Source organism: Stieleria mannarensis (genome assembly GCF_014154935.1).
In the GTDB taxonomy this organism is placed as follows: Bacteria; Planctomycetota; Planctomycetia; order Pirellulales; family Pirellulaceae; genus Stieleria; species Stieleria mannarensis.
In genome coordinates this window covers 1-18,449 of record NZ_JACEHH010000080.1, presented here as the reverse complement: position 1 = coordinate 18,449, position 18,449 = coordinate 1, and the positions used below count along the sequence as shown (strand labels likewise).

General features: G+C 58.6%; 15 protein-coding genes. 12 read left to right on the top strand and 3 right to left on the bottom strand.

Translation table 11 applies throughout. The features are described from left to right. The first annotated feature begins 60 nt into the window (after window positions 1–60). Window positions 61–969, top strand: a complete 909-nt coding sequence (locus tag H1B37_RS30905) for a sugar phosphate isomerase/epimerase family protein (protein WP_353620962.1) — start codon at window positions 61–63, stop codon at window positions 967–969. A 337-nt stretch (window positions 970–1,306) separates the two neighbouring features. Next, complete coding sequence (locus tag H1B37_RS30900; protein ID WP_182871149.1) at window positions 1,307–4,459, top strand: alpha/beta hydrolase family protein; 3,153 nt, start codon at window positions 1,307–1,309, stop codon at window positions 4,457–4,459. Between the two features lie 67 nt (window positions 4,460–4,526). On the opposite strand, the gene H1B37_RS30895 is transcribed toward H1B37_RS30900, so the two are convergent. Then, window positions 4,527–4,733 carry a hypothetical protein gene (locus H1B37_RS30895; protein ID WP_182871148.1) on the bottom strand — a complete coding sequence of 69 codons (207 nt, stop codon included), beginning with the start codon at window positions 4,731–4,733 and terminating at the stop codon, window positions 4,527–4,529. Window positions 4,734–4,984: 251 nt separating this feature from the next. On the opposite strand from H1B37_RS30895, the gene H1B37_RS30890 reads away from it, so the two are divergent. Then, complete coding sequence (locus H1B37_RS30890) at window positions 4,985–5,170, top strand: hypothetical protein (RefSeq protein WP_182871147.1); 186 nt, start codon at window positions 4,985–4,987, stop codon at window positions 5,168–5,170. 12 nt (window positions 5,171–5,182) lie between these two features. Here the strand turns inward: H1B37_RS30890 and H1B37_RS30885 are convergent, their stop codons facing one another. Both H1B37_RS30885 and polA read right to left on the bottom strand, forming a co-directional pair. Beyond that, window positions 5,183–5,839 (bottom strand): PEP-CTERM sorting domain-containing protein, encoded by a 657-nt coding sequence (locus tag H1B37_RS30885; RefSeq protein ID WP_182871146.1) that lies wholly within the window; start codon window positions 5,837–5,839, stop codon window positions 5,183–5,185. A gap of 354 nt (window positions 5,840–6,193) precedes the next feature. Then, window positions 6,194–8,998: a DNA polymerase I gene (gene polA, locus H1B37_RS30880; RefSeq protein ID WP_182871145.1), complete on the bottom strand. Its 2,805-nt coding sequence runs from the start codon at window positions 8,996–8,998 to the stop codon at window positions 6,194–6,196. A gap of 400 nt (window positions 8,999–9,398) precedes the next feature. Here polA and H1B37_RS30875 point away from each other — a divergent pair, with 400 nt between their 5' ends. From H1B37_RS30875 to H1B37_RS30835, 9 genes are all read left to right on the top strand, one after another. Continuing rightward, complete coding sequence (locus H1B37_RS30875; protein ID WP_182871144.1) at window positions 9,399–10,511, top strand: SPFH domain-containing protein; 1,113 nt, start codon at window positions 9,399–9,401, stop codon at window positions 10,509–10,511. 216 nt (window positions 10,512–10,727) lie between these two features. Further along, window positions 10,728–11,138, top strand: coding sequence for an S-adenosylmethionine decarboxylase family protein (locus H1B37_RS30870; protein ID WP_182871143.1), 411 nt, complete (start codon window positions 10,728–10,730; stop codon window positions 11,136–11,138). Beyond that, window positions 11,135–12,688, top strand: coding sequence for a DUF4178 domain-containing protein (locus H1B37_RS30865; RefSeq protein WP_182871142.1), 1,554 nt, complete (start codon window positions 11,135–11,137; stop codon window positions 12,686–12,688). The genes H1B37_RS30870 and H1B37_RS30865 overlap by 4 nt, the downstream gene beginning before the upstream one ends. Continuing rightward, the gene (locus tag H1B37_RS30860) at window positions 12,689–12,883 is read left to right on the top strand and encodes a hypothetical protein (protein WP_182871141.1); all 195 of its coding nucleotides are present in this window, start codon (window positions 12,689–12,691) and stop codon (window positions 12,881–12,883) included. 16 nt (window positions 12,884–12,899) lie between these two features. Then, the gene (locus tag H1B37_RS30855) at window positions 12,900–13,166 is read left to right on the top strand and encodes a DUF350 domain-containing protein (RefSeq protein ID WP_182871140.1); all 267 of its coding nucleotides are present in this window, start codon (window positions 12,900–12,902) and stop codon (window positions 13,164–13,166) included. Beyond that, a complete protein-coding gene (locus tag H1B37_RS30850; RefSeq protein ID WP_182871139.1) occupies window positions 13,163–14,698 on the top strand; it encodes a polyamine aminopropyltransferase in 1,536 nt (511 codons plus the stop codon). The genes H1B37_RS30855 and H1B37_RS30850 overlap by 4 nt, the downstream gene beginning before the upstream one ends. A gap of 41 nt (window positions 14,699–14,739) precedes the next feature. Next, complete coding sequence (locus H1B37_RS30845; protein WP_182871138.1) at window positions 14,740–16,344, top strand: flavin monoamine oxidase family protein; 1,605 nt, start codon at window positions 14,740–14,742, stop codon at window positions 16,342–16,344. 293 nt (window positions 16,345–16,637) lie between these two features. Further along, window positions 16,638–17,177 (top strand): SixA phosphatase family protein, encoded by a 540-nt coding sequence (locus tag H1B37_RS30840; protein WP_182871137.1) that lies wholly within the window; start codon window positions 16,638–16,640, stop codon window positions 17,175–17,177. Between the two features lie 12 nt (window positions 17,178–17,189). Beyond that, window positions 17,190–18,380: a metallophosphoesterase gene (locus H1B37_RS30835; RefSeq protein WP_182871136.1), complete on the top strand. Its 1,191-nt coding sequence runs from the start codon at window positions 17,190–17,192 to the stop codon at window positions 18,378–18,380. Window positions 18,381–18,449 lie beyond the last annotated feature (69 nt).

Sequence of the window (18,449 nt, the reverse complement as noted above, 5' to 3'; positions counted from 1 at the left end):
AGTTAGAATTCTTCCCACCACCAACGACTCGCCCCAATCCCCCGCCCAAGGTTCTTTCTCGTGGATCTCAATCGTCGTTCCGCCCTGACGCTCGCCGCAACCGCGTCGATTTCGTTTGCCGATGCCTTGAAAGCCGCCCCGTCGTCCTTTCAATTTCGTTACGCCCTCGCCTCGTGCATGTACGGGTACACCCCGCTGGCAGAGATACTGCCCGAGGCCAAAAAGATCGGGGCGACCGGCATCGATATTTGGCCCAAGGTGCACGGCGATCAACGCGAGCAACTCGACGCCTTGGGGGAGGAGCGATTTGCAGCGATGTTGCGAGAGCATGCCGTTCAGCTTTCATGCATCACGCAGTACAAGCTGGGGCCGTTCGGGATCGACGATGAGATTCGACTGGCGTCGCGATTGGGTTGCAAGCTGATCGTGACCGGCGGTTCGGGGCCGAGGAATTTGAAGGGCGCGGAATTGAAGGATGCGATCGCCGGGTTCCTCAAGAAGCTGACGCCGACGATCAATCTGGCACGCGACAACGGCGTCACGATTGCGATCGAGAATCACGAGAACAATTTGATCCACGACGCCGATTCGCTCCGTTATCTGGTGGACTTGGCGCCGGCGGATGCGATTGGGGTGGCGTTTGCGCCCTATCATTTGCCGCAAGACAACGAGGTGCTGTGCCCCTTGCTGCGGGATCTGGGCGACTCGGTGGCCGTCTTCTATGCCTGGCAACATGGCATGGGTTGCAAAACAAAACTCCCCAAGGAACAGGAGTTGTTGCAAATGCCCGGCCGCGGTGAGTTGGACTTCGGCCCGATCGTCAAGACGCTCGCGGAAATCGGATTCGATGGCTGGACCGAGATCTTCATGCATCCGGTTCCACGGGGGATACCGATCTTGGAGACGACCTCTGATGTGACCGCTGCGATCAATCAATCAAGAGAATACCTGCAAGGACTCTTAGTATGATGTGCTTCGCTCCGACCAATGACGCAACGATGCCTCCCGGCCAAATAGACAATACGACCGATCTTGACACACGACGGCAACGATGAATTTGCAAGTCACCCACAGGGATCCAATGCAGAACTTTTTCGTTCCAGCGATCATGGTTGCTCTGCTAACGGCAGGGTGTGGCCAGGACGATCATCCGATCAAAGATCCACAGTCGTTGTTCGATGTCCAGCAGATCCCTGTCCCCAAATTTCAGCCTGCGGAATTTCGGTCGCGGTCAGGTTGCGAAATCGCACACGTCGACTTAGGTATTTCAGCCAGTCAGCCGGGTCACGTCGACGAGCTCTGGATCTTGCGTCCGAAAGATGATCCCAATCCCCAATCCGGTCGGACAGAGAAACGAGGACGACCTTGCGTGTTTGTCGGTGCGGCGGGCGCGACGTCGATGACGGGCGTGGCGATGAGCGAACGCGAAGTCTTGCAATACTACCCGCTGGTTCAGAGCGGATTCGTCGTCGTCGGATACGGAACCGATGGTGACCTACCCGAGGACGCAAACGATCGCGTTTACATTGACGCCTATCATCGGTTTCGCAAGTCAATGGCTGGGCTGGTCAATGCTCGAAACGCGATCGAATATGCGATCGCGGAACTGCCCCAGGTGGATGGGACGCGACTGTACTGTCTCGGACACAGTTCGGCAGCTAAACTGGCTCTGTTGCTCGCAACGCACGAACCCCGCATCCGTGGCTGCGTTTCACTGGCCGGTTTTAGCGACATCCTGGCGACCTGCTCGGTCGATGCCGCCGAATTCTACGACAGCGAGCTAAATGATTGGCGTGCGTTCGCACGGAAAGCTTCCCCACGAACACATGAATCCAATCTCAACTGCCCGACCTATCTTTTCCATTCGCAACAAGACCTAATCGTCCCGTCGTCCCGATCTAGCCTGTTAGCCAACCGGCTTTCCGCAGCCGGAACACCTGTCCGCTTGCAGTTGGTCGAAAGTGGTGATCACTTTTCGGCTGTCTCTCACGTGAGGACCGCCGCCGAATGGCTGAAATCGGTTGATGAATGCCATACCAGTGGACGTTCCCTGTTAGCCGCTCGCCTGACGGACGAATCCGAAAAGGCTTACAAGTCAGCCATCCTTCAGACGAGTGAACAGGATCGCTCGCCCGGGTTCGTTCGCTATCGGATGCCGCATCCAACTCAGGATGCCGCGTTGGTGGGCGAAATCAATGTTGCCTTAACCAACGACCAAGCAGGTTTTCCGATTTATCAATTCAATCAATTGAGACAGCAAATCGAACCGCTTATCGTGCTTCCGAGCGACGAACGGCCACTCGCGATCGAGAGTGTCGGCAAGGGGAGTGAACCAACCGTCGCATGCAAATCGAGCGGTTCTTCGGAAATCAAATTGTGGAATGGCTGGAAAGGCGAATTGATTGAGCAGCGATCGGAAAGCAGTGTGGAGCACCGACTAAACGACGGGAATCGCGAACAATCCTCGCCGGATTGGTTCCCCTTTACACTCGACGACATGACAGTCCGCATCGACTCGAAAAATCTGCTGGTCCAAACAAGCTATGGCGAAACGATTGCAAGTTTTGAGTTATTGAGCGAAGAAATCAACGGAACTCAGGAATCCGAACCCGCAGTTCTAGCGGGGAAAGCGTCACCATCAAGTCAATCCGCGTGCGTCAAAGTGCTTCACACCACTCGGCACGCCTACGTCATCTTCCCAAAATCGATCGTCGTCATTGAACGGTTTGGCTTGCCACGGCGCAAGACCGTCTCACTCTCGTTTCAACACGAAAAGACAATTTATGCCGGCGAAGACATCACGCTGAAGCTGAGCACCAATGCCGATGACACTCCACGTAAACTGTTCGTTGACGGGACCGCGTATCCTTTCCGGTGGGACCGTGATTCGCAAAACATCTCTTTTCGGTTGCCGATGGAAGCCGTCGGACAGAACTGCTCGTTTGTGGTTCTGATCGATTCCGAAACGCCCTACGACATCGGCTTTCGTCAGAACGTGCTCGAACCGACGATTCAATGCCCATTCCCATTTACCAAGATCAAGGCCTCGTTGAGGTCCAATCGAGTGATCGGATTGTCGGATCCAGAATTTGATCATCGATCGCGCACTCCCCCACGCCGATTCTCAGATCTAGCGTTGTTCGACGTCTCTGAATTTGAAACGCTCGCTGCGTTGCAGGCCACCGGATCATGGATCGATGCTATTTCCGCAGGCGACGAAGTTTGGACACTCGAAATCGATGGACTCGACACGAAATCGGTGACACGTTGGAAGCTCGAGGGGAATGAGTTGGTCCGGCAAACCTCCGTTCCGCTTGATGGCAACCCGGTGGCCATCCGCTTCGCGGGCAGGCAGAACATTGTGGTCGACCTGGAAGGCTCCAAAGGTTACCCGGAAGATTCAGCCAAGGGCATGACCCGCGTCGCCGCCGAACTCGATCCTACGACGCTCAAAACAACGAAGCCCATGATCGCCTTTCGCCGTGATCCAACCGGGATTGTGTCCGACGATTTGGTTGCTGGGGGCTTTGTACGCGATGGTGTTCTGTGGGATGCCGACGGGAGTCGCCGCCGCCTGCTTTGGGACATTCCGGTCCCCTACGCCGAAGAGGCAGCCGCCCACCACTTTACATTTCTGCCACCAGGCGGACGACCGGCAACGGCACATCATCTTGCGATTCCCTACCAGCGTTCACCGAATCCCTATGAACGATTGTGGCGAACGACGATCGTCGCTCCAAAACGCTTGCTGGCGATTGGGCAACTGGGAAAGCAGGTCAGTCTGGCTGCGACACCGTTTGGTTCCAAGCAACTCCCTGTCCCGAGTCCTTCGACATTTGAGGGCGATCCCAACGGAATTGTCGGCATCCCTGTGATGGTCGCGGACCGCGTTTACGTTGGTTGCGGCAATCGGCTGGGAATATTCCAGCCGCCTCCGATAGACCCGACCTTCACTCCTCCGGTTGTGATTCAGGCCGAGCTCTCGCCTTTGGTGCTACCAGCCAACGATCCCGCGACGCTTTCCTATCGCTGCATTGATGCGGACGAATTCCGACTGTCGCTTTATTGCCCTGTTCGAAATGCCCGCATCATGAGCATGGATAATGATAGCGGCCGTTTCGAGTTTTCCGTTTCGGAGCAGCGCGGACAACTGTTGAATTCTCTCGTCAACGCAGCTCTCGACTATCAAGACAGTTTCTCGGAGAAACCCTTCAATGAGACCTCGCGTCGGAAACGTCGCGGAGTGACACTCGATCAGAAAAAGAAGGCCATTGTGTTGTACGGAAAGATGATGCGTGCGGCATACAAACGAGCCACAGGAAGCGACGCGACGGGAATTCCGCACCCGGTCACGATTCGAATCTCCGCTTCGGATCGTCAATCCAAAGCTTCCGCGTCTTTCGGACACATGGCGCTGATTGATTTCCCGGCTCAAGAGGTTGTGGAATGGTTGAAGTAATCGTTCTCATCGCGTAGCAGCTGCGTTCAAGAATGGAACGTTCGTGCAAGTCTGGGAGTGGTCTCCGCTACACGTCGTTCTGCTTCGCTATAGGTGATGGCTTTTTGTCGCAGAAGCTTCCACAGCATGCAGATGATTCGAGAAGCCGCTCGACGTCCGCCGCAACGTCACGGTTGTTGATTGACTGAAGAAACCAGCGACGCTCGGTGTCGTCCATTTCTAATGCTTGTTCGAACAGCGAGCGGAGCTGTTCATAGCGATCGGTGTTGTTCATGGGCGGCTGATCAGTGAGCTTCCAAGCAATTCGTTCCGGTGCCCATTTCGACGACGATCGGATGACAGACGGTAGGGCATCCGTGGGGGCGCGATTCTATCCGTGTGTTCCTTTTGCGTCTAGTTTGTTGCCGTCGCGAACTGCCGCAAGGCAACGGCTCGCGAGTTGGAGATTCAGTCGCTGTCTTCTTTGCCTGGCAACACGGCATGGGGTGCAAAACGAAGCTTCCCAAGGAACAGGAGTAGTTGCAAATGCCCGGCCGCGGTGAGTTGGATTTCGGGCCGATCGTCAAGACGCTCGCGGAAATCGGATTCGATGGCTGGACGGAGATCTTCATGCATCCGGTGCCGCGGGGGATGCCGATCCTGGAAACGACCGCCGCGGTGACCGCGGAGATCAATCGGGCGCGGTCGTACTTGAAAGGGTTGCCCAGGTGAGCACGTCGAGGATCAACGTCGCCGCCGGTACACGCTGACCAGTCCCAGTGCCGCGAAGACCGCAAGCGAGGTTGGCTCGGGGACGGCCGCGACTCCGGGCGCGGGCGGTGCCAGACTTGTGGGGCTTGATGCAAAGGTTGTCAGGCTTGCTGGGGTGGTGCCGATCAGATTCGATCCCAGAAGACGCAGATTGGGCCCGATGCGAACAACTGGCAGAAGAGCTCCCTTGACTTCTATCAGACCGCTGCCGGTCCCAATGACCGTGGTCTGAAAGCTGAATTGTGGTTTGAACAACCCCCAGCCCACCAAGGAGCTGCCAGCTGCGCTGTAGCCAGGGGCGATCGCCGAAGTGGGGACCGTCATTGGGGGAGGTGAAGCGCTCCCCATGCGAAGGCCTCCGGGACCCCCGAAAATAAAATTCGACGGCGCGCTGAAATTGTCAGACAATTCGATGGACGTCATCCAGACCGCCAGGGTTGATGGTGTCAGACCGTCCAGCGTCACGGTCACATCCAGCTCCTGTCCGACCGACAAATCGGCGGCGTTGGCGTTTGTTAATTCGATGTTTGTGGTGATCAGTCCAGCGAAGAGCCGTTGAGACGGCAATGCGAAAGTGGAAGCGATAAGGACGCCGGCTAGGATAAGATTAGGAACAGGGAGGCGAAGCATTCGGCAAACTCAGGGTCGGTTTGGTTCAGTGATGTCGGACGCAGAAAAGTCTCGCCCGTTCAAAGTCTCGCCCGTTCAAAGTCTTGTTCGGTCGATGAGCGATCGGGTCCTCTGCAACCATAGTCGCGTAGACAAGATGGAAAACCCGCACCCTTTGGTGATTCAATGCCGGGACGCGTAAGGTCGGGGCCTCGTGCGAAACCTTGCCATCTGGTTCGGCAGAGGCATCTCCCAGAGGCGTCGACAACCGGGGGCCTCAAAGTAGCTGAGTTCGTGTTCGTTGTTCGGAGGGGGGCGGATCGTGTGATTGGTGTGTTGGCCCCACCCGAGGACCCGGATGGAGGGGGCGAAAGATTAATGCGCTTCGAGCCAATTGGTTCCCGTTCCCATTTCGACCACGATCGGGACGGTCATCGGCAGTGCGGTTTTCATCGCCTGTTCGATCACCGGTAGGACTTGCCCCTGTTCCGCTTTCCAGAGATCAAAGACTAATTCGTCGTGCACCGTCAGCAACATCTTGGTTTTGAAATTGCCTTCGCGGAGCGCCCGGTGCACTTTGACCATGGCCAGTTTCAGCATGTCGGCCGCGGTGCCTTGAATCGGACTGTTCATCGCCAGTCGTTCGGCCGCCGCGGCGGTGCCGCGTGACTTGCTGGTGATGTCGCGGACGTAACGTCTGCGCCCAGTCTTGGTCACCACGTATCCGTGTTCTTTGGCGAAGGCAATGGTTTCGTCGATGTAGCGCTGGACGCCGGGGTATTTTTCGAAGTAGTTTTTGATCAATTCGCTCGCTTCGGCGCGGGGGATGTTCAGCCGTTGCTGCAGGCCGAATGCGCTGATGCCATAGATGATGCCGAAGTTCACGGTTTTCGCTTTGGCCCGCATCTCACGCGTGACTTCATCGGGTTCGACCTTGTAGACCTTGGACGCCGTTACCGTGTGAATGTCTTCGCCGTCGACGAAGGCCGCGATCATCGATTCATCGCCGCTAAGTTCCGCCATGATCCGCAGTTCAATTTGCGAGTAGTCGGCCGACAGGATCAGGTGGTCGTCGTCGCGGGGAACAAATGCGGCACGGATCTCGCGGCCGCGTTCCTTCCGCACCGGGATCGTTTGCAGGTTCGGATCGTTGGACTGCATGCGTCCGGTGGCGGTCCACGTTTGGCTGTAGTGCGTGTGCAGTCGTCCGGTTTCCGGGTTGACCGCCGCGGGCAATTGATCCACATAGGTCGACTTCAACTTGCGCGCGTTGCGATAGTCCAGGACGTCGCGGATGATCTCGTGTTTCCCCGACAACCGTTCCAGTTCGGCTTCGCGGGTGGAGTACTGTCCGGTCGCGGTCTTCTTGGGTTTCTCTTCCAGTTTTAATTCTTCGAACAAGACGACGCCCAGTTGTTTGGGCGAGTCGACATTGAACTCGTGTCCCGCTGCGGAAAAAATCTTCGCCTGCAGGTCGTCGATTTCACTCTGCAATTCTTCGGAGTACTTTGCCAACGATTCGGTGTCCAGCGTGATGCCGTTGTATTCCATCTCAACCAGCACGGGCACCAGCGGGCATTCGACTTCCTCGCAGACTTGTTGGACGCCGCGCTCGATCATCATCGGCCGCAGGATGTTGGCGATTTGCAGTGTGACGTCGGCGTCTTCGCACGCGTACTCGGCCAGCTTTTCCAGCGGCACGTCCGCCATGTTCCTTTGTTCGTCACCCTTGGGGCCGATCAGATCCGACGTGGGGATCGGTTTGTAGTTCAGGTACAGCTCGGACAGCGAATCCAAACCGTGGCGCATTTCCGGTTCGGTCATCGTGTGGACCAGCATCGTGTCGACCAATGGCGCGCGGACTTCGATCCCATTCCACTTCAGCAGCGAGATGTCGTACTTCAGATTGTGGCCGATCTTGACGATCGATTCGTCGGCCAGCAGTCCGGCGAACTCGGCCAGCATCGATTGACGCTCTTCCGGGTCACTCGGGCAGACGACGTAGTAGGCTTCGTGTTTGTTGATGCTGATCGCGATCCCCAGTGGAGTCGCCGTGCGTGGATCCAGCCCCGTCGTCTCGGTGTCAAAACAAAACGATTTCACTCGCTCGATCTGTTTGATCAGCTTCGCTCGTTCCTGCTTGGTCGTCACCGTGTGGTAGGTGTGATCGACTTCGCGGATCGACGATTCTTCGGTCGGTTCGTCGAACAGGGATTGTTGGATTTGTTCCTCACGTTTTTCACGGACGACGGCCGAGCGCGCCGAAGCGACGGAGAAGGATTTTCCGAAGATCCGTTTGCCGATCGTTTCGAATTCCAGTTCGGTCAGCAGTTCGCGTAGTTTTTTGTCGTCACGCTTTTGACGCGCCAGCGATGGGATGTCGATTTCCGTGGGGACATCCAACTGAATCGTGACCAGACGCTTGGACAACATCGCCTGTTCGACATTCTCCTGGACACGTTCCTTTTGTTTCCCCTTCAGCTTGTCGACGTTTTCCAACAGGCCTTCGATGCTGCCGAATTGGGCGATCAGTTTCTTGGCGGTTTTGGGGCCGATGCCTGGGACGCCGGGAATGTTGTCGCTCGAATCGCCCATCAGCCCCAGGACATCGATGACCTGATCGACACGCTCGATCTCCCATTGGCTGCAGACGTCCTTGACGCCCAGGATTTCGGATTCGCCGCCCTTGCGGCCCGGTTTGTAGACGTGGATCTGGTCGGTGACCAGTTGGTGGTAATCCTTGTCGGGGGTGACCATCCAGGTTTCGAAGCCCTGGTCGGCCGCCTGATGGGCGAGTGTGCCGATGATGTCGTCGGCTTCGTAGCCCGGCATGCGGATGGTTTTGATGTTCAGCGCATCAAACAGCTTGTCAATCCAGGGGAGTTGGCTGGCCAAATCCTCGGGCATCGCGTCACGCTGGGCTTTGTATTCCGGGTAATCGAGGTGTCGTTGCGTCGGTTCGGAGGTATCGAACGCGCAGGCGATGTGGGTCGGTTCCTCTTTGGTCAGGATGTCGGTGATCGCATTGAGCATCCCGAATACGGCGGACGTGCACTGACCCCCGGAGGTGAACCGCGGGCTGCGGATCAACGCGAAATGGGCGCGGTAGGTCAACGCCATTCCGTCCAGCAAAAACAGTTTCTTCGAGGGCGAGAACAGGTCGGGGGTGTCGTCGGCCATGGAACGCACGTTTGGTGAGAATAGCGAGGTGAAGGTGAGAATGTACGCGGGGGCGCTGTTGCGGGGTAGATCGCATGCGGTGCGCCGACCGAGCGGCGGGCCGGTGTTTGGGAAATAGGATCAATGCGACAGATAAGACCCATGAGTCCTATCGGTCGCGTTGGTCCTATCTTCCCTAGATTGTTGCGTTTTCGGCCAAGCATCGGCAGGGCATGCGGATCAACCCTAAAACCTTTGGAGTGAATCCATCGGCGTGCACCGCGGGATGCATTTTGCTAGATTAACGGCGCTCGTCGTTTTCTGCGCCCCGGCGACGGTCGTTTCCGGCCGGTCCCTTCGGGGCAATTTTGGCGGTGTGAAACGGTTCGCCTTGACTATCTTTTCGCGTTCAGGACTAGCTATGGGATTGTTTGACAGGTTGCGCCACGAATTGATTGACATCATCGAATGGATCGATGATTCCAATCACACGTTGGTTTGGCGGTTTCCCAGGTACAACAACGAAATCAAAAACGGCGCGCAGTTGATCGTCCGGCCCGGCCAGATGGCGATCTTGGTCAGCGGCGGAGAGATCGCCGACACCTATGGTCCAGGGCACTACGAACTGGAAACCAACAACATGCCGATCCTGTCGACCTTGCAGGGTTGGAAGTACGGGTTTGAAAGCCCCTTCAAAGCCGAAGTCTACTTTGTCAGCACGCGACAGATCACCGACCTGAAATGGGGCACGCCCAACCCGGTGATGCTCCGAGACCCCGAATTCGGGCCGATCCGCATTCGTGCCTTCGGCACCTATGCACTGCAGGCGGTCGAACCGAAAGCGTTGCTCAGAGAGATCGTCGGGACGGACGACAATTTTCAATCCGATGAGATCACCGACTTGATGCGTTCGATGATCACGTCGGCCTTCACGCAGGCCCTGGCGGACCTGCAGATCCCCGCACTCGATTTGGCGTCTCGCTACCAGGAACTCGGGGACACCATTCGGGCCCGGGTGGTCGAGCAAATCGATGACGAATACGGGCTGGACTGCCCACAATTGTTTGTCGTCAACATCTCGCTGCCCGAAGCGGTCGAAAAAGCGCTCGACACGCGGACCAGCATGGGCGTGATCGGCGACATGAATAAGTACCAGCAGTACCAGATGGGCAACGCGATGACCGAGGCGGCCAAGAACCAGTCCGGCGGCGGTGCCGCCGAGGGCATGGGGTTGGGCATGGGGATGGCGATGGCCGGCCGCATGATGGGCGGCGCGATGGGAGCCGCCCCGGCCGCTGGACCCGCCGCCGCACCTCCCCCGCCGCCGGCCGCCTGGCACGTCGCGGTCGGCGGACAAACCCAAGGCCCGTTCTCGATGGCTCAGCTTTCCAGCGGCATCGCCAGCGGCGAAGTCACTAAAGACACGATGGTTTGGACCGCCGGAATGGACGCCTGGGCCGCCGCGGCAAGTGTGCCGGCCTTGGCGGGATTGTTCGTTTCGCAGGCCCCGCCACCGCCACCACCGCCGATGTAATTGAGAGCCGATGTAATTGAGATTCGTGTCTTTCTCGTTCCGAGGCAGAGTCTGAGAACGAGCGTGGACGTAGCTACCTTCGCCAGAAGGTGGATCCCCCTGGTGTTCCACGCTCGCATCGAGCGTCGCGACGTTGATCAGACGCTGCCCAATTGCAGGAACGATCGGCTCACCGCCAACTGACCCCACCATCAACTGACGAGGAACAGATTTTTCGTGGACGAACGCGTGCAAGGATCCGAGCCGCTGGCCGATTTCGTCGGTGGAACCGAATGGATGATCGATGCGTCCGGTTGTGCCGCCGATCCGCTGCGGGATCTGCAATGCGTCCAGTCGCTTTGCCGGCGCGTCGTGGCGGACCTGGAATTAACGATCGTCGGCCAGCCCACCTGCCATGCCTTTCCAGGCCCCGGCGGCGTCACCGCGCTGTATTTGTTGAGCGAATCTCATCTGGCCTGTCACACGTACCCCGAGCACGAATTCGCCACGTTCAACTTGTATTGTTGCCGCCGCCGACCCGCTTGGCCTTGGCGGCAGGAGTTGGAGCGAATCTTCCACGCCCGTGACGTCGTCGTACGAGAATTGCATCGCGACCTGCGAGTGACGCGAAAGGAATCGTTACGATGAGACGCCTCAATACAAATTGTCCTGCCTGCGGCGGCCCGGTCGAGTTTACGACCGGTTCATCCCTGGTGACCGTGTGCGAGTTCTGTCAAACCGCGGTGGGACGTGGCGATCGCGATGTCAAGGATTATGGCAAGGTGGCCGAGGTCGGAGATCCGGCGTCGGGGCTGGCACGCGGGATCACCGGCAAGTGGAAAAAGAAATCGTTCACGATCACCGGACGAGTCCGCTACCGTCACTCCGGCGGCGGGTCGTGGGACGAATGGTACTTGGCATTCCCCGGCGATCGATGGGGCTGGCTGGCCGAGGCGCAAGGGAAGTTTTCGTTGACGATGCAGCGAAACCTGACCGCCAGTTCGCGTTTGCCCGATTACGACAGTGTTCAGCTGGAGCAAAAACTCACGCTCAAGGGCGTCGAGTTGACGGTCCGTGAAAAAGGCGTCGCGGTTGCCGAAGGGGCTGAAGGCGAGCTTCCCTGGGACTTTCACCCCGGGGCCGACCACTTGTATGTGGATTTGTACGGCGACAACAAGGCCGTCGCGACGTTCGAATACGGCGACGGCAGCGACGACGCCCAGCAGTCCGCGTACCTGGGCAGCGAAGTCACGCTGGAGGAGCTGGGGATCAGCATCGATTCGCTGGATCCCGATGCGGGCAAGGTCCGCGTCGATGCGTTGCAATTGAATTGTCCCAAGTGCGGCGGGGCACTGGCGCTGCGCGCGCCCGATGAAACGCAGCGGGTCGCGTGTCCGAATTGTTTGTCGATGTTGGACGCCCAAAAAGGCAAGCTGGCCCTGCTGCACACGCTGAACCAAAAACGCATCAAGCCGTTGATCCCGCTGGGCAGCACCGGTGACTTTGGCGGCATGAAGTACACCGTGATCGGGTTCATGGAACGCTATGCCAAGTATGCCGGGCAAACTTATCCGTGGACGGAGTACTTGTTGTACAACCGCGAAACCGGTTTTCGCTGGCTGGTATGCAACGACAACCATTGGTCGCTCGTCGGCCCGGTCGACAAGCCGCCGTCATCGATCGGTGATTCGGCGACCTACGACGGCGAGACCTTCAAGATCTACGATCGCGGAACCGCCTATGTCCGCTATGTCGTCGGTGAGTTTTATTGGAAAGTCACGGTCGGAGAACAAGTCAACACGGCCGACTACATCGCACCGCCACGGATGCTGTCCTGGGAGCGAAGCGGGTATGGGCCGTCACAAGAAGTGACGATTTCCGAGGGGCACTACATCACGGCCGAAGAGTTGGAACAGAAGTTCGGGGTCAAGGATTTGCCGCGTCCCTGGGGCGTCGGAGTGATCCAGCCGCGGCCGTCGCCGGGGCCAAGATTCTGGTTGGCTTGGCTGGGCTTTCTGCTGTATCTGTTGATTGCCTACGCCGTGATCGGTCGTGGCAAGGCGGACGGATGGCTGTTGTTTTATGCCTTGGTGGGCGTCACGATAATCCCGGCTGTGGTGATGGCGTACCTGCACAACTTTGAGGTTCGGCGCTGGAGTGACAGTGACTTCAGCCCCTACGCGTCTTCGGATGACTAGATGAAAAAAACACTATTGATCGTGTACTTGGCCATGGGGCTGGTGATCAGCGGTTGGTACACCGCCGCGGCGGCGCTGGGCTGGAAATCGCCCAATTTTGGGATCGCCAAGGCGCTGCAAAGCAGCGGTTCCGGCAGTCGCGGTTACTACGGCGGCGGACGCTCGTTCGGCGGTTCATGGGGAGGAGGGAAATAACGTGGAGACAACATTGATGATAGGTTTGGAAATGACGCTGCCGTTGGCGCAAGACATGGCGGTCACCCCGACACAATTGCTGGGGGCTCATTTGATCGCCGCGGTCGTGTTCTCGCTCGTCGGGATCGTGGTGTTCGCGCTGTGTTTGTTGCTGATGGAAAAGATCACTCCGTTTTCGATCGTTCATGAGATCGGCGAAGAACACAACCAGGCGTTGGCGACGATCGTCGGCGCGATCGTGTTGGGCATCTCGATCATCATCGCGGCCGCGATCCTGGGATGATCCAGCGGGCGCCGAACTATCTGCTCTATTTGAACGTGCTCGTCATTGCGACTTGCGGGTTGATCTATGAGTTGTTGGCCGGCACCTTGGCCAGCTACCTGCTCGGCGACAGCGTCACCCAATTCTCGCTGGTCATCGGTGTTTACCTGTCCGCACTCGGCGTCGGGTCGTGGTTGTCACGCTACGTGGAACAGCGCGTCGCGCGAACGTTCATCGAAATCGAGATCGCGTTGGCGTTGTTGGGCGGGCTGTCGGCGCCGTTGTTGTTTGTCGCGTTCGCCCAGATCACCTGGTTCCGGATCGCACTGTTCGGGTCCGTGTTTGCCATCGGGACACTGGTCGGATTGGAGTTGCCGCTGCTGATGCGGATTCTGCGCGAGCACCTGGACTTTCGCGAACTCGTCGCCCGCGTGTTGACGTTCGACTACATCGGGGCGCTCTTGGCGTCGGTGTTGTTTCCGGTGTTGTTGGTGCCCAGCTTGGGGTTGGTTCGGACCTCGTTGCTGTTCGGAATGCTCAACGCGGCGGTCGGTGTGTGGGGCACGTATCTATTGCGGCCGTTGCTTTCGACGCGCGGTCTGGGGGCGTTGCGGGGGCGTGGGTTTCTGGTGATCGGGTTGCTGGTCGTCGCCTTTATCAAAGCAGACACGCTGACCGACTGGACCGAAGAGGTGATTTTGGAGAACCCGATCGTCTATTCCAAACAGTCGGAATTCCAACGAATCGTGGTGACGCAGCGGCAGGGAGATTTTCAGCTGCACCTCAACGGCCACCTGCAATTCAATTCCAAGGACGAGTATCGCTATCACGAATCCTTGGTGCATCCGGCGATGACGATGGCGGATACGGCCGAGCGGGTGTTGGTGTTGGGCGGTGGAGACGGATTGGCGGTGCGTGAAATCTTGCGATATCCGGGGGTGGAATCGGTCACACTGGTGGATCTGGATCCGGCGATGACACAGTTGGCCAGTGAATTCCCGCCCCTGGCAACGCTCAACGAGCATGCGTTGTCGGACCCGCGCGTGACGGTGATGAATCGAGACGCCTTTGTCTGGGCCGGTGAGGGAGAATCGCAGTTTGATGTGGCGGTGATCGATTTCCCAGACCCCGGATCGTATTCGGTAGGGAAGCTGTACACGACGCGTTTCTTTCAATTGCTCCGCCGTCGGTTGACGTCATCGGCGGTCGTGTCGGTTCAGTGCACGTCCCCGCTGGTCGCGCCGAAATCGTATTGGTGCATCATCCATACGATGCAGCAAGCCGGGTTTGATGTGCGGCCCTATCAAGCCGCGGTGCCTTCGTTCGGCGTGTGGGGGTTCGCGCTGGCGGGGATGCAACCGCTGGAAAGTGACCGCGATGGAAGTTTTCTGATTCGCAATCCGCTGCCCGAGGGTTTGCATTTTTTGGATGCCAAGACGACGGTCGCGATGTTTGATCTGCCGGCCGATTTGGCGCGTGTGGAGACGAATGTCAATCGTTTGAACGACCAGGTGTTGGTGCGGTACTACGAGCAGGAGTGGGGGGCGTGGTGAGCGGCGAACCTGATCGCCCGTCGACCCAGCGGACGACCCGGATGACGCGTCGTGAACTGCTGGCCTACCTTGCCGGTGTGCCGTTGAGTGGGCTGGTCGGTTGTGGATCGCACGCAGGGAGTTCTTTCGACGGCGAACTGCTCAATCCGGCCTTTTCGATTCCCCATCGGTTGCGAGACGGGTGGCGCCCGCCGCCGTCAAAACTGCCGCCTCAAAAGCACCGGGTGGTGATCATCGGTGGCGGGATCGCCGGTCTATCGGCCGCCTGGCAATTGCAACGCCGCGGCATCGAAGACTATGTCGTCTTGGAGTTGGGCGACCAGCCTGGCGGCACGTCGCTGAGCGGTGAACGCTCGGGATTCCGTTTCCCCTGGGGAGCCCACTACGTTCCGGCGCCGATGAAAGAAAATGAACCGTTGGTTCAGCTGTTTCAGGAGATGGGGGTGGTCGTCGGCCAGAGGGATGATGGAGAGCCGGAGTTTGCCGAGCAGGCGCTTTGCCGCGAGCCGGAGGAACGCGTCTTTTTCCGGGGGCGATGGATCGAAGGGTTGTATCCCCATGTCGGGGCTAACGAAGACGATCTCCGGCAGCTGGAGCGGTTTCGCGAGGTCATGCGAGACTGGGCAACGCGTCGTGACGAAACGGGGCGGAGGATGTTTGCGATTCCGATGTCGTCGGCTTCCGATGGTGACGCGGTCCGGAAGCTCGATACGATTTCGATGGACGCCTGGATGAATTCCCAGGGGTTCGATTCCCCGCGTCTGCGTTGGCTGGTCGATTATGCCTGTCGTGACGACTACGGATTGACGCTCGATCAGACCAGTGCTTGGGCGGGCGTGTTTTATTTTGCGTCGCGGTTGCAGCCGGGCAGCGATCATTCCCAGCCCGTGATGACGTGGCCGGAGGGAAATGGTCGGATCGTTCGGCATCTGGCGGAACGCTGCGGCCAGCGGATTCATTGTCGTCATGCCGTGACAGAGGTTCGCGATCGCGGCGGAGCGGGCGTTCTGGTTCGCGCGGTCGACGCCGGTTCTTCGACCACGGTGGAATTTGTCGGCGACGAAGTGATTTTTGCGGCGCCGCAGTTTTTGGCGCCGCACGTGATCGACGATTGGCAAACCAGCGGGCGCCGTTTGACGTCGTTTCGTTACGGCGGCTGGGTCGTCGCCAATGTGTTCCTGAAGGCCCGGCCGCAGGAGTCCGGCAGCGAAATGTGCTGGGACAACGTGATCTTCGACAGTCGCTCGTTGGGCTATGTCACCGCGACGCATCAAACCGGGCGCGACCATGGGGCAACCGTGCTGACGTGGTACCAACCGATGACCGACGACGATCCGCGGGTTTCGCGTGCGGAGCTGATGCGGCTTTCCTGGCGCGATTGGGCGGATGTAGTCGTCGCGGATTTGAGCAAAGCCCATGGGGACATCGGCGGGCTGATCGAGCGCATCGATGTGATGCGGTGGGGGCACGCGATGATCCAACCCCGTGTGGGCTTCGTTTGGGGCGGGCAACGCGAGGCGGCGTCCGAATCGCTGGGCCGAATCCACTTCGCCGCGACGGACCTGAGCGGCGTCGCGTTGATGGAAGAGGCGTTTGACCGCGGCGTGCGGGCGGCCGATCGGTGTTTCGGCGGTGCCGTGGGATAGGCTTCTCGGCCGTCGAGTCTCTGTGGCGTAGCTACGCTCGCCAGAGCGTGGGGATCGTCTCGGTGACGTAGTTGCACTCGATGCGAGCGTGGGAATCGTCGGGGAACCACCTTCTGGCGAAGGTCGCTACGTTAGACCGCTGGTTCACCGGAGTGACAGGCTGGCAGCCTATCCCGCTGGTTTTTTGGGCGGTAGCGGACGCAGCGGTGATTCTCGATGATGATGATCCCACGGCGCAACGAACACTTCCGTTCGGCCGCGTCATCACACCAAACCGATCAGGCGGGAAAACGATGACACGTCAGTTGATCTTGATGCGGCATGCCAAAAGCGACCATGACGACCCGTCATTGTCGGACCACGACCGGCCGCTTTCAAAGCGTGGCCGCCGGGCGACGCCCAAGATGGCCGATTGGCTGGACCAGCATGGCTGTGTTCCGGATTTGATCCTGTGTTCGTCTTCGTTTCGGACGCGAGAAACGGCGGAGTTGTTGTTGGATCATTGGGACAAAAAGCCCGTCGTCGTGTCCAGCCCGGACCTGTATCTCTCCAGCCCGCATACCATGTTGGAAGTCATCGGCACCGAGAGTGGGGATGCGGCCAGCGTGATGATTTTGGGGCACAATCCCGGGATCTCGGCGTTGGCGTCGATGTTGGCCGACCGATCGCTGGAGATGGTGACAGCGGCGGTGGCCGTGTTTGACGTTGACGATCTTGGCAAACTGGGGCCGGTTGATCTCCCCGAACACGCACCGCTCTCGCACTTGATGGAGCATTTGGCTACACAGTGCAACTGCAAACTCACGCACTTTGCCGCCCCCAAGACCATTTGACATTGAATCCCGATGGACCGATTCGCCGCCTGGTTGATTTTCGCAATGGCGCTCATCGGTCACGGAGGGCTGCACATCGCGATCTACAATCGCGTGAATTGTCTGGGATGGCCGCGGAAGACGATCAAACGGATCGTCAAATTCTTTCTGTTCACGACGCTGGCGATTCCGCTGGCGATCTTTGTTTTGCAATTCGATTCGATCGTGGAGATCCTGTTCCGCGGCGGGGCCTGGAGTCAGCTCGGCCCGGTGACGCTGGGATACGGCGGCGTTTGTCTGGCTGCCTGGGGCGTGTTCGGGGTGCCGTGGTTGTTGTGGCGTCCAATTTTTCGGCTGGAGTGGGTCGATGCTCCGCGAAAGGTCAAGGTCGTGGACGTTTCACGTGTCATCGATCATCCGTTGCCGTTGACGACCAAGGCACGGTGGGAGTCGCGTCTGCCGCTGAATCAAATCTTCGACTTGGCGATCGAAGAGGTCGAGTTGCCGGTGGTCGGATTGCCGGCCGAATTGGATGGTTACCGGATTGCGCACTTAAGCGACATTCATCTGACCGGCGAAATCCACGCCAGCTACGTTCGTTATGCAGTCGAACAGGCCACTCGGGCGCGTCCCGATTTGATCGCGTTGACGGGCGACATCATCGACAAACAGATGTGCATTGATTGGTTGGTCGATATCTTTTCCCCGGCCGAAGCCGTCGACGGTTGTTTCTTTATTCTCGGCAATCACGACACGCGGGTGGTCGACTCGTGGGAAACGCGTGCGGCGATGGACCGTGCCGGTTGGATCGATTTAGGCAGCCAGACGACACGCCGCAACATTCGCGGCGTGCCCTGTCACGTGATTGGCAACGAGTATCCGTGGTTCGAGCGGCCGGAGTTGGGCCCTTGCGATGCACGCTTCCGGTTGTTGCTCAGCCACAGCCCGGATCAATTCACGTGGGCGCGTCGTCAGGGGATCGAATTGATGTTGGCCGGCCACACGCATGGCGGGCAAGGACGATTGCCGCTGGCCGGACCGATCCTGAGTCCCAGCTATCACGGCAGCCGTTATGCGTCGGGCGACTTCTATCGCGCACCGACGACCATGCATGTCACCCGGGGGCTCGGCGGCGTTCATTTGTGGCGGATCAACTGCCGTCCGGAGTTGTCGCTTTTGACGTTGCGCAATGTCGATCGGCAACGCGGTCCGCGGGGTGCTTAGCGGGCCATTCGAGGGGCGACAGGACTGTTGAAAACCTGTTTGTGATTTTTTCTTGTGAAATGGGTGAAG